This is a genomic window from Sphingomonas sp. MMS24-J13, assembly GCF_044905095.1.
Classification (GTDB): Bacteria; Pseudomonadota; Alphaproteobacteria; order Sphingomonadales; family Sphingomonadaceae; genus Sphingomonas_I.
In genome coordinates this window covers 3,322,588-3,334,538 of record NZ_CP173258.1, presented here as the reverse complement: position 1 = coordinate 3,334,538, position 11,951 = coordinate 3,322,588, and the positions used below count along the sequence as shown (strand labels likewise).

Below are 11,951 nucleotides of genomic sequence, written 5' to 3'. Positions count from 1 at the left end.
CATCGGATCCGCACTGCAGCGTCTGGAGATACCGTGCCGCACCCCAATTCGTCGCAGGCCCGTGCGCAACTCGAGCCTGTGTCCCGGGGCGGGACGGTGGCGGCAGACTCGCAAGAGGCCCGCTACCGATCGATACGCCATGTAGGATTTCTGCGCGATTCGTAAAGGGGCTTGCGCCGATTTCGCGCAATTCACCTTGAATTGCGAGCGATGTCAGCCCGTCATCGCCGCCTTCGCGGCATCGCGATCGGCGCGCATCTGATCGGTGCGTTCGCCGCGCTCCGCCATCGCGACCCAGGCGGCTTCGGCGCGCAGGCAGCGCTCACGGACATTGTCCAGCGTGGCGGCCTCGGCTTCGGCGCGACATTGTGCGGCGCGCGTGCGGTAAAATTGTACTTCACTCATGGCGGATTTCCTGACGCGGTGACGAGAGGACGTCTGAACTGGGTGGATTGCCGAATGCCGCGTAACCTGATCTGCGCCGGACACGGCTCCGTGCCCGGCAACGAACGCTACCGAATGTAGTCCCCCTGTCGTGAATTGTAAGAGTGCGGTCCCGCGCTTCCGCGACCGGATCAGGCGTGAACGGTGCGGGTCGGCGTGCGGACGATCGGGCCGTCGATAATCTTGCCCTTGTAGGCGCGGCCGATCACCGCGGCGTCGTCGGCATTCTTGAACACGACACGGGTGCCGCCCGATACGAGCGACTCGATCTGGGTGATACCGGCCTTGTTCTTCGCGCAGGTGGCAAGGACATGCTCCTTGGGGGCATCGAGGTTCAGCGCGCGTGACATGGGGCGGTCTCCTGCGCGTTCTTCAGCCGCGCAAGCCGGAATAGGCTGTGCGAAGTGTAGCAGGGATCGCGCAAAATGTCGTGCGGTCATTTCCCACCCGTGTGCCTGAATCCCTGTGAGCCCCCTTCCTCGGAAGGAAGGAGGCTTGGAAGTCGATCAGTTCATCAGTTCGGCCGGCACTTTGCCGCCATTCGCGGCGAGCTTCTGCATCACCGCCTTGTGCAGTGCGATATTTTCTTCAGCGGTGCCGTCGGCGCCGACATGGATGTTGAGTTCGTTCGCCAGTTCCTTGCGCGCCGCGAGGCTGGAATCGAGCCCGAGCAATTGCAGCAGATCGACGATCGAGGTGCGCCAATTGCTCGGTCGTCCGGCGGCTGCGGCCTTCTGCGTGAGGATCGCATCGACATCGACCGGCTGGGCCGCCGCCGGTTGCGGCGCGGCGGGCGCAGCCTGAGGGGCCATCGGCATGGCGGGTTTCGCCGCTGCCGGTTGTGGTGCCGGTGCCGGCGCAGGCTCGACGTGATCGCCGAAGATGGCGTGCTTGATGCTCTCGAAAATGCCCATGATCAAACTCCGCTGATCGATTGACGATCAGGTCGAACGCACGGGATTCCAGTAAGATGCGCGAAGCCCGATTGTTCGGCCCGGCGGGCGCCGCCCGCCTGTCGTATGCAAATGTTCCCGCCAGCTGGCTGCATCGCGCGCGTCGCGCGTCTGGAGTCGCTCGGCAGGCGTTGCGAGCAACCATGAAGCCATTTCCGGGCCGAAAAAAGCCAAGGCGTCGCGATTCCGATCCGCTGCACGGATTTGCCGCTTGCCCACACCTGGGGCATAACCGCGGGGCTCGATTCGGCTCCACGGATCAAGATCTCAAAACATCGCTCTGGCCCACCGCGTATTCGGTGCGCTCGATCCTCCGATACGTCAGCGGAAGTGCCAGCCCATGAGAATTCGCATCGAATCCTGGCTCGACTACGAATTCGATCACCCGACCGACGTGCTGCTTCAGGTCGAAGCGGCGATGATCCCCGAACAGATCGTCGACGGCTATATCGACATCACGCAGGGGGAACATTTTGCGCGGGTCCCCGCGCATGATTCGATCGGGGATCGGCTGTGGGTGCGGATCCAGGGGCGGCTGGTGGTCGATTATCGCGCGACCGTCACGATCGATCGCGTGCTGGCCGATGTAAGCATCCTGCCGATGGTGCCGCCGCACCAGCTGCCGGGCGAGACGGTCCAATATCTGATGCCATCGCGTTACTGCCCCTCCGATCAGTTCCAGACCTTCGTCGATGCCGAATTCGGCAACCTGCAGGGCGGCCAACGCGTGGCGGCCTTGCGCGATTGGGTGGAGCGCAGTTTCTCCTACGTCCCGGGATCGAGCTCGGGGGACACGACCGCGCTCGATACGTTCGTGAAGCGCCAGGGCGTGTGCCGCGATTATGCCCATGTGATCATCACGTTGGTGCGCGCCTCAGGCATTCCGGCGCGGATCGCGAGCGTCTATGCGCTCGGCGTCGAACCGCAAGACTTCCATGCCGTGGCGGAGGTGTTCCTCGACGGCGCGTGGCATCTGGTCGATGCGACGGGGATGGCGACGCAGGGCGGGATGGCCAAGATCGGGGTCGGGCGAGACGCGGCCGATGTGGCGTTCCTCACGGCTTACGGCGCAACGCGGATGAATGCGCAGGCGGTGTCGGTCTGGCCGGCGTGATAGCCTTATGACCATGTCAGGATCGCCAGCGCTTTCCAGGGATCGCGTTTGCGCGAAAGAAAGGCGGCTATGGCCCTTTTTTTCTCAGCAGATTGGCAGTCGTTGCATAAGCCAGCAGCAGTAAAGCGAGAAACCCAGATGCATAGCCAAGAAGCCTTACAACAAAGAACAGGCTGATGGTTACTGGCTTCGGATGGTCCAGATAGGCCATCCCGCCTTGAAACTGATAAGGCGGGGTGCATCCCTCATTGCGAATTTCGATTGAGAACTCCCCTCGCCGTAATTGGAAGCTGGCGGAACGGTAGAGCAGCACGTGGCCGGCCGCGTAACTCCCCATCGGGACGAGAGTTGAACGCGCTTTTTCGATCCGACCATCTTTGGTAAACGTTGAAATGCTTATGGTGCATGGCAGCGGACGATCGTTGAATGCTGGTACCCGATCGAACGCTGAACTCAGCGCGGGAAGTTCGACCTGCAGTTCGTAATCTCCCGAAACCGACGCGTAACCAAACATTCGGACGTCGAAGTTTGGTGCGGGAAGAGACACGGACGGCAGCGATGATCCTCGAGATTCGGCGATATCCGATACGGCAATGCAGGTAACTGCGACGCCGAGGAGCACGAGGCTCGCTACAATGAGGCGGCGTGATAGCATGGCCCTGCCTGTGACTTTCAGCCTACCCTACACCAACAATCGAGCTTGGAAGATAGGCACCCCGATCGCGATCGTGCAGCCAGCGGTGGATTCGACCAGGCGGATTGACCCACCACATGCGTCGAGCAGCGACCGCGCAATCGGCAGGCCTAGCCCCGTTCCACCCTTGGCGCGGCGGGTAGTGAAAAAAGGCTCGAACAGCCGCTCCCGATCGGCGGCGGCAATACCGGGGCCGTCGTCGGTGACCAGGATTTGCGCGATCTTGTCCGTCACCCGGACCTCGATCGCGCAGTGGCTTCCGCCCGCCTGACGGCTATTTTTCCCGGCATCGCGATACAGCCCCATGTAGAGCGGCGGCGGGCTGCGCGCGAGCAGCAGCACGCCGACCACCTTGCCGCCTATGACGATCGGGCGGGCATGGTGCATGCGCAGGTTGGCTGATCGGCTGAGCCATTCGATCGGCAGGGTACGGTGATAATCCCGGTTCCGGCGCAGCATCGTCGCCGGTAGCCCGCGCAACGCGCGTTCTACCTCGGGCAACGACGCATAGCTCGCCCCGGCCTGCGGGTCCCCGACCAAAGCCGCGCCGTCGAGCGCCGTAGCGAAACGCCGCTGCCGCGTGACCACCGCGAAATCGCCCAGCGTCAGAGTTCGCAGATCGGCCAGCCCGGCCGGCGCCGTCATGCCGAAGAAGCGCTCGAACGCCTGCGCCCCAAATATCGCGCACGCGGTGTGCGCAAGAAACGCGTCGCACTCGACACAATCGATCGGGTGCAAGGGGACGGGCGTGATGTCCACCTCGATCCGGCCGCCGCCGCTCGGGTAGAAAACCGTGGCGAATCAGCCGCGCCTCCAACGTCGGCCCCCATCCGGTTGATGACCGGCAGGAAGACGTTCGTTGCCGGATGCGGGGCAACCTCGTTCGCGGCTGCGGGCGAGCCGCGGGCTTCGGCAAATGATGCGGATCGGTCGCAGAAATATCTGCAGCGGTTGGATCCGGGGGGCAGTTACAGGAAGATTCAATTGGTGGTTCGCGCGATGGCGCGGAGACGAAAAAAGAAGGCGGCAGGATCTTGTCTACTCGTCATCCCGCGCAGGCGGGGATCCAGATTATCAAGGGATCTGCGTTTATGGATTTCCGCCTGCGCTGGAATGACGTAAAAAATTCTCCGCGCCTCCGCGCCTCCGCGCCTCTGCGCGAACCCCTGATTGTCTCAGCTATCGACAAACGTGCTCTCGAAATTTGGCGCCCCCTCAACTCGTCGCACAATAGCTAGGCATGGGACCGTTCCGGCTGCATGGCGGATTTTGTTGACCTTACGGGCATGCCCTTAATGGTCATAAAAACCCGCCATCCTCTAACCGCTCTGTTCCCAATCGCCGAGGTGCCCGATGAGCCCGGAGAAGCAGCCCGTTCGCGTCTTGCGGCCCTTCTCGCGGATGCTCTCGCTCACAACGCCGAATCGCGCCGATGCGATCGCGTTCGTCATTCTCGCCGGGCTCGCTCTGCTTGTGTTTCGCGGCGCCGAGGGTGCGGTTCAGCCGCTGTCGACCCTGCATGTCGAGCCGGTCGTGCTCGATCCGGCCTATCTGCCTTATTATGCGCTGCGCACCGTGCTGCGCATGTTCGCGGCTTTGTTCGCCTCGACCATCTTCACTTTGATCGTGGCGACGCTCGCGGCGCGCAGCCGGCGGGCGGGGCAGATCATCGTGCCCGCGCTCGATATCCTTCAGTCGGTGCCGATCCTCGGCTTCCTGACCTTTACCGTCACCTTCTTCATGGGGCTGGTGCCGGGCAATATCCTGGGCGTCGAGCTGGCGGCGGTGTTCGCGATCTTCACCAGCCAGGCGTGGAACATGGCGTTCAGTTTCTACCAGTCGCTGCGCTCGGTCCCGGCCGATCTGGAGGAGGTGACGCAGGGGTTCGCGCTCTCGCCGATCCGCCGCTTTCTTCGGCTCGATCTGCCGTTCGCGACACCGGCGCTCGTGTGGAACGCGATGATGTCGATGTCGGGCGGCTGGTTCTTCGTCGTCGCGTCCGAGGCAATCACGGTCGGCAACACCACCGTCACCTTGCCGGGGATCGGATCGTGGCTGGCGCTGGCGATCGACCGTAAGGATTTCGGCGCGATTGCGCTGGCGGTGGGGATGATGGGGATCGTCATCATTCTCTATGACCAACTCTTCTTCCGCCCGGTCGTCGCCTGGGCGGATCGCTTCCGGTTCGAGCAAACCGCGAGCAACGAGCGGCCGGCATCGTGGGCCTACGATCTGCTCCGGCGTACCCGGCTCCTGCCCGTCCTGTTCGCGCCCGTCGGCGCGATCGGCCGATTGCTGCTGGCGCTCGATCCCGGGATCCGGGCGCCGCGCCGGGCGCAGGAGCGGCCCGCCAATCCGTGGATCGAGCGCTTATGGCAAGCGGTGCTGCTGCTGGCCGTCGTCGCCACGCTCTGGCTTTCCGCACGCTATATTTTCGCGACGCTGGGACTGGGCGATATCGGTGAGGTGTTCGCGCTCGCCATGCTGACGCTCGTCCGCGTCGTCGTGCTGATCGCGCTCGCCAGCCTGGTGTGGGTGCCGATCGGGGTGTGGATCGGGCTCAATCCGGTCTGGGCGCAGCGGCTTCAGCCGGTCGCGCAATTCCTCGCGGCGTTTCCCGCCAACGTGCTCTTCCCGTTCGCGGTGATCGTAATCGTGCGCTGGGACCTCAGCCCCGATATCTGGCTGTCGCCGCTGATGATCCTCGGCACCCAATGGTACATATTGTTCAACGTCATCGCCGGCGCGAGCGCGATCCCCAACGATCTGCGCGAGGCGGCCGGCATGTTCGGGGTGAAGGGCTGGCAATGGTGGCGGCAGGTCGCGCTGCCCGGGGTCTTTCCATATTATGTCACCGGCGCGCTCACCGCGAGCGGAGGATCGTGGAATGCCTCGATCGTCGCCGAGGCGGTGTCGTGGGGCAACCGTCATCTCGAGGCGCATGGCCTCGGCACCTATATCGCGAAGGCGACGACTGCAGGCGATTATCCGCGGGTCGCGCTCGGCATCGCGGTGATGTCCCTGTTCGTGCTCGGCTTCAATCGGCTGGTGTGGCGTCCGATGTACGCCTTCGCCGAACGCCGCCTCCGTCTCGCCTGAAGGGAGTTTGCCGATGGCCACGATCCCCGCCGCCGAACCGCTCGTCCAAGTCAGCGGATTGCGCCATTTCTACGGGCCGCCGCCGGGTGGCCATCTCGTGCTCGACGACGTCAACCTGACGCTGCGAGAGAATGAGGTGGTCGGCCTGCTCGGCCGCTCTGGATCGGGCAAGTCGACCCTGCTACGCTCGATCGCCGGGCTGATCCATCCGCGCGAGGGCGATGTCCGCCTCGTGCCCGATGCCGATCAGGTCAAACCGAGCGTGGCGATGGTGTTCCAGACCTTCGCGCTCTTCCCGTGGCTGACCGTGCTCCAGAATGTGGAGCTCGGGCTGGAGGCGCAGAAGGTGCCCGCCGAGGAGCGCCGCACCCGCGCGCTCGCCGCGATCGATCTGATCGGCCTCGACGGGTTCGAGAATGCCTATCCCAAGGAGCTTTCGGGTGGGATGCGACAGCGGGTCGGACTGGCGCGTGCGTTGGTGGTCAATCCGTCGCTGCTGCTGATGGACGAGCCTTTCTCCGCGCTCGACGTGCTCACCGCCGAGACGTTGCGCACCGATCTGCTCGATCTGTGGTCCGAAGGGCGGATGCCGATCAAATCGATCCTGATCGTCACCCACAATATCGAGGAGGCGGTGCTGATGTGCGATCGCATCCTCGTCTTCTCGTCGAACCCCGGCCGGGTCGTGGCCGAAATCAAGGTCGATCTGCCGCAGCCGCGCGACCGGCTCGATCCGCCGTTCCGGGCCCTGGTCGACGATATCTACGCACGCATGACCGCGCGAGCGCCGGCGACGGCTCCGGCGCGCGACGGCAATTTCCCGGGGAGCGGCATCACGATGGTACTGCCGCGCGTTTCGACCAACAGCCTCGCGGGCTTGATCGAGGAGGTGGACGCCGCGCCGTTCGACGGGCGTGCGAGCATGGCCGAGCTGGCGGATACGCTCCAGCTCGAGGTCGACGAATTGTTTCCGATGGCAGAAACGCTGCAGTTGCTCCGCTTCGCCGAATTGCAGGGGGCGGACATGCTGCTCACCCCCGCCGCGCGCCGTTATGCCCAGGCCGATGTCGACCAGCGCAAGGCCTTGTTCGCGCAGGCGCTGCTCGCGCACGTGCCGCTCGCCCAGCATATCCGCCGCATCCTCGACGAACGCGCGAGCCACGTCGCGCCAGCGCGGCGCTTCCGCGACGAGCTCGAGGATTATATGTCGCCCGATTATGCGGACGAGACGTTGCGTACGGTGACCCTGTGGGGGCGCTATGCGGAGGTCTTCACCTATGATGAAGACAGCGACCGCTTCAGTCTGGAGAATCCGGAGTAAATTCCTCCCCGGAACGGGGAGGGGGACCGCGCCGCGTAGCGGCGTGGTGGAGGGGTGGCGGTCGCAGACCGCCGTCTTCGACGGCGGCCCCTCCACCAGCCTGCGGCTGGTCCCCCTCCCCTGCAAAAGCAGGGGAGGATTTTTCCGTTACTCCCGCAACCCCAGCATCTGCCGCGTCTCGCCCGGCGTCGCCACATCGCGGCCGAGATGGTCGATGATCTCCACCCCCCAGCGCACCAGCTCCGAATTGTCCGCCGCCTTGCGGCCGCGGCGCAGATAGATCGTGTCTTCGAAGCCGACGCGCATGTTGCCGCCGAGCAGCACTGCCTGCGCCGCCATCGGAAAGCTGTGGCGGCTGACGCCGAATCCGGTCCACTTGGCGCCGCGCGGGATTTGGTTCTTCGAATAGATCATCGCCTCGGTCGTCGCGGGCAGGCCGTATTTGGTGCCGAGCACGAACGAGAAAGGCACGTTCGCGGGGATCGCGCCCTTGGCGATCAGATCGTCGGCGAACACGAAATCGCCCGCCTCGAAACACTCGATCTCGGGCAGCACGCCCGCGTCCTGGATCATGTGACCCATCTTGGTGATCATCGGATCGAGGTTGATCGCGACCCCGCCCCACAATTGCATCGTGCAGATGTCGAGCGTGCACATGTCGGGCTTGAGATCGAGGATATGCTCGAGCCGTTTCTCGGCGGTGAACATCAAAGTGCCCGGCCCGCACACCGACGGATCCTCGTCGCTCTGCTTCCAGGTGCAGCCGGGGCCGGTGGTGACGTTCAGGATGACGTCGGTGTTCTTGGCGCGGATCGCGTTCACGACGCGGCGATAATGATCGAGCTCGGTGCTCTGGTCGCCATTATCCTCGCGCACATGGATGTGGATGATCGACGCGCCCGCCTCGGCCGCGGCCAGCGCTTCGGCGGCGACATGCTCGCACGATTTGGGGAAGTTGGGATGATCCGGCACCGGCGAAGACCCGGTGACAGCGCATGTGATGAAAACCTTGTCGGCCAATTGCCCCTCCTCAATGTCGCGTTTCGTGCGGCTGGCCGTGGCCCGTTGCAGATGCGCTTCCGCACGAGAAGGGAAATGTTTATCCCATCAGTGGCGCTAACAGGAAGATGTGATGGGACAACGCGAGGAACTGATACGGTTCCTGAAGGCATCGCGCGGGCGGATCAGCCCGGCCGAGGTCGGCCTGCCGCCGCGCGACCGCCGGCGCGAGAAGGGATTGAGCCGCGACGAGGTGGCGATGCTCGCGGGCATGAGCGTGACCTGGTACACCTGGTTCGAGCAGGGCCGCGACGTGCAATTGTCGGCGCCCACGCTCGAACGGCTCAGCACGGCGCTCAGGTTCAGCCCGCGCGAGCGCGAATTCCTCTTCGCCCTCGCGCAGCACCGCCCGCCACCGCTCATCGACAGCAGCAGCCGCACGGTCGCGCCGAGCGTCCGGCACATGCTGGACAGCCTCAATGTCCCGGCGCTGGTGCTGACCGAAGAATGGACGGTGATCGCCTGGAACCGTTTCGTCGCGCGCGTCTTCCGCGATTATGGTGCGATGGCGCCGGAGGATCGCAACCTCTTCAAGATTCTGTTGCAGGGCGAAAGCTACAAAGCGCAGGAAGACGAGTATCGCGACATGGTCCAGCGCCTGACCGCGCGGCTCAAATGGGATTATAGCCGCGCGATCCGGGTCGATGTGTTCGACGCGCTGATCGCGGAGATGATGGATCGATCCGAGCTGTTCCGCCATTTCTGGCTCAACGGCGACATCATGGCGCATATGGAGGGCCCCAATACGCGCATCCTGCCCGGCCTTGGCCAGGTCAGCTTCCAGCATACCTCCTATGCGGTCGAACAGGAGCCGAGCCAGCGGCTGATGCTGTTCGCGCCGATGGATGCGGAGACGGTGGCGATCCTGGCGCGGATTGGGGCGGAAGAAGATAGCGAAGTCGCCTGATGCGGCTTCGCCCGGCAGCTACGAGAGTCAGGCCAGCCCCTTTGTGAACAACGCCCGGATAGTTTCCGGCACCCGCTCCGCCCGCAGCCCGCCCGGCCGCGTCGCATCGGGCACGGTCCATACCCGCTTCTCGGTGCACTCGACGCATACCATCCCGTCATGCATCAGCCGATGCTGGATGACGAAGCTGCTCCCGCCGAATTCGGGTGCGGCGGTGTCGATCGTCACGTCGTCGCCATAAGCGGTCGGGCGGAAATAGCGCGCCGAGACCTCGACCATTGGGAAGCCCGCGACGCCGAGTTCGGCGAGCATCTCGCGCTTCTTCGGCAGGCCGGCAAATTCGAACAGCAGGATCGTATTCTCGCCGAACATGTCGAGATAGCGCGGCGCATAGACGATGCCGGCCGGATCGCACTCGCCCCAGGTGATGCGGTAGGGGCGCGAAAAGAAGGGGCTCACAGGCCGGACTCCAATGGCTTGCCGGTTTCGATCACCGCGGCATAAGGTTTCTGCCCGATCCTGAAGCTGATCAGGGCCGGGACCCCTCCGATAACCGCGACGAGCGCCAGCGAATAGCGCAAACCGGCCTCCCCAAAGCCATATTGGGTGATCGCGGCGACGAGATAGGGGCCGAGCCCCATGCCGACCACGTTCATGAGAAAGAGGAACAGGAATGTCACCTGCCCGCGCAGGCGGTTGGGGGTGACGCTCTGAACCGCGGCATTTTCAGGCGCGGCGGCCGCGATCGAAGTCGCCTGCGACACCAGCATGCAGATCACCGCGAGGATGGGATTGGGCATGAGCGGAAAGGCGATGCCGAACGGGACCGAGATGGCGGTGGTGATCACCACTACGCGGACGTTGGCGTCGTGCCGCCCGCGCTTCCAATAATGTTCGGCCAGCCAGTTGCCCAGGAACAGCCCGATCGGCATCGCGATGAAGATGGCGAGGCCGCCGACATAGCCATATTGCTGCGGCGCCCAGCCGAAGCTGCGGCTGAAGAAGGCCGCACTCCACCCCTGCGTGCCGAAGCTCTGCGCCGATCGGAGCCCCATGCCGATGAAGAGGGGGACGTAGACCCAGCGATGCCGCCATATCAGCCCGAACACCGCGCCGATCGGAGCGGCATCGGCCGTCACGCCAACCTTGGAAGGGCCATGGCGGCGGGGCGGCTCGCGCATCGTGAGCAGCAAGGTTGCGACCGCCAGCCCGGGGAGCGAAATCAGCATCAGCACCATCTGCCAGCCGTGGAGCTGGCCGAACAACGGCAGGCGCATGGCCGGATGATGCGCGACGAAGTCGATCACCGCCGCGCCGAGTACGAGCGCGCCACCGCTGCCGAGAACGAAGCCGATCTGCATCACCGTGATGGCGCGCGGCAGGCGGTGCGGCGGGAAATAATCCGAAAGCAACGAATAAGCGCCCGGCCCACTCGTCGTCTCGCCGACGCCCAACCCCATCCGCGCGAGGAACAGGTGGGTGAAGCTGGTGGCGAGCCCGCACGCCATCGTCATGACGCCGAAGATATAATAGCCGACCGCGAGGATCAGGCGGCGGCTCTTGCGATCGATCAGCCGCGCCACCGGCAGCCCGAACGCCGCATAGAAGAAGGTGAAGGCGAACCCCATCACCAGGCTCATCTGGACGTCGGTGAGGTGCAGGTCGTGCTTTATCGGTTCGACCAGCAGGTTGAGGATGCCGCGATCGAGGAAGTTCGTCGCCGTCGCCAGGGCGAGGATGGCGACGCAATACCAGGCCTGCCCCGCGGGAGGATAAGGGGCTTGGGCCGTCGCCGGCTCCTCCTGCCCGCGCAGGTGCGTCACCTCCATCGCGCTCTCCGATCGATCCTGTTGTAGAACGAAGGTGGCCCCGTTTTGGGTCTCCCGCAAGGAGCATGCGTTTTTGGCATGATGGTATGGAAAGACGTATGAGGCGGCGAGAAAACCGGCGCGGATCAGGATCTTACCGATTGGATCCGGTGGATAGACGGGCCTGACTATCCTATCATAAATTCTACCCCTTGACCCGACGCGCCATGACCGCTTGCTGGAACGATAACAAAAGATAGCGTCTTGGAAGAGGAGTGAAGGCGTACCCATCCGTGGTGAACGTGGCGCGGCCCGGCACCATCCTGCCCTGATCTATTGATGAATCAATATGTCGCTCCAATGCGCTGCGCGATCGTGCGGCGCGGGATGAAGTCGTTCGCCTGTAAACCATGACTGCGGGCAACGGATCGAATAAAGATGATCCGGCTCCAAAAGTATAAGCGAGAGAATCTCGGCCAAGTGTTGCTCAATATCCACAACACTGTCCGATCGTTCATCCGGCAGCAAACGCGTCCTACTCATTCTCGGGTG

12 protein-coding genes are annotated in these 11,951 nt (G+C 64.0%); 4 read left to right on the top strand and 8 right to left on the bottom strand.

Going from position 1 to position 11,951, the window contains the following annotated elements; translation table 11 throughout:
- Positions 1-213 precede the first annotated feature (213 nt).
- The 3 genes from AB4Z44_RS15340 to AB4Z44_RS15330 all read right to left on the bottom strand — a co-directional run bounded on the left by AB4Z44_RS15340 (position 214) and on the right by AB4Z44_RS15330 (position 1,358).
- Positions 214-405, bottom strand: coding sequence for a hypothetical protein (locus AB4Z44_RS15340; protein WP_404710565.1), 192 nt, complete (start codon positions 403-405; stop codon positions 214-216).
- A 170-nt stretch (positions 406-575) separates the two neighbouring features.
- Positions 576-794, bottom strand: a complete 219-nt coding sequence (locus AB4Z44_RS15335) for a hypothetical protein (RefSeq protein WP_404710564.1) — start codon at positions 792-794, stop codon at positions 576-578.
- 156 nt (positions 795-950) lie between these two features.
- A complete protein-coding gene (locus tag AB4Z44_RS15330) occupies positions 951-1,358 on the bottom strand; it encodes a DUF3597 domain-containing protein (RefSeq protein WP_404710563.1) in 408 nt (135 codons plus the stop codon).
- 379 nt (positions 1,359-1,737) lie between these two features.
- Between AB4Z44_RS15330 and AB4Z44_RS15325 the strand changes: the two genes are divergently transcribed.
- The gene (locus AB4Z44_RS15325; RefSeq protein ID WP_404710562.1) at positions 1,738-2,511 is read left to right on the top strand and encodes a transglutaminase family protein; all 774 of its coding nucleotides are present in this window, start codon (positions 1,738-1,740) and stop codon (positions 2,509-2,511) included.
- A 67-nt stretch (positions 2,512-2,578) separates the two neighbouring features.
- Here AB4Z44_RS15325 and AB4Z44_RS15320 read toward each other — a convergent pair whose 3' ends face one another.
- Both AB4Z44_RS15320 and AB4Z44_RS15315 read right to left on the bottom strand, forming a co-directional pair.
- Positions 2,579-3,166, bottom strand: coding sequence for a hypothetical protein (locus AB4Z44_RS15320; protein WP_404710561.1), 588 nt, complete (start codon positions 3,164-3,166; stop codon positions 2,579-2,581).
- A gap of 27 nt (positions 3,167-3,193) precedes the next feature.
- The gene (locus AB4Z44_RS15315; protein ID WP_404710560.1) at positions 3,194-3,964 is read right to left on the bottom strand and encodes an ATP-binding protein; all 771 of its coding nucleotides are present in this window, start codon (positions 3,962-3,964) and stop codon (positions 3,194-3,196) included.
- A gap of 594 nt (positions 3,965-4,558) precedes the next feature.
- Here AB4Z44_RS15315 and AB4Z44_RS15310 point away from each other — a divergent pair.
- Together AB4Z44_RS15310 and AB4Z44_RS15305 are read left to right on the top strand one after the other, a co-directional pair.
- Positions 4,559-6,304, top strand: a complete 1,746-nt coding sequence (locus AB4Z44_RS15310; protein ID WP_404710559.1) for an ABC transporter permease — start codon at positions 4,559-4,561, stop codon at positions 6,302-6,304.
- 13 nt (positions 6,305-6,317) lie between these two features.
- Positions 6,318-7,625, top strand: a complete 1,308-nt coding sequence (locus tag AB4Z44_RS15305) for an AAA-associated domain-containing protein (protein ID WP_404710558.1) — start codon at positions 6,318-6,320, stop codon at positions 7,623-7,625.
- Positions 7,626-7,772: 147 nt separating this feature from the next.
- Here the strand turns inward: AB4Z44_RS15305 and AB4Z44_RS15300 are convergent, their stop codons facing one another.
- Entirely contained in the window at positions 7,773-8,645 is an 873-nt protein-coding gene (locus AB4Z44_RS15300; RefSeq protein ID WP_404710557.1) for a 3-keto-5-aminohexanoate cleavage protein, read from the bottom strand.
- 112 nt (positions 8,646-8,757) lie between these two features.
- Here AB4Z44_RS15300 and AB4Z44_RS15295 point away from each other — a divergent pair, with 112 nt between their 5' ends.
- Entirely contained in the window at positions 8,758-9,591 is an 834-nt protein-coding gene (locus AB4Z44_RS15295) for a helix-turn-helix transcriptional regulator (protein ID WP_404710556.1), read from the top strand.
- A 27-nt stretch (positions 9,592-9,618) separates the two neighbouring features.
- On the opposite strand, the gene AB4Z44_RS15290 is transcribed toward AB4Z44_RS15295, so the two are convergent.
- Positions 9,619-10,050: an acyl-CoA thioesterase gene (locus tag AB4Z44_RS15290; protein ID WP_404710555.1), complete on the bottom strand. Its 432-nt coding sequence runs from the start codon at positions 10,048-10,050 to the stop codon at positions 9,619-9,621.
- Positions 10,047-11,420: an MFS transporter gene (locus tag AB4Z44_RS15285; RefSeq protein ID WP_404710554.1), complete on the bottom strand. Its 1,374-nt coding sequence runs from the start codon at positions 11,418-11,420 to the stop codon at positions 10,047-10,049. Before AB4Z44_RS15285 ends, AB4Z44_RS15290 begins: the two co-directional genes overlap by 4 nt.
- Positions 11,421-11,951 lie beyond the last annotated feature (531 nt).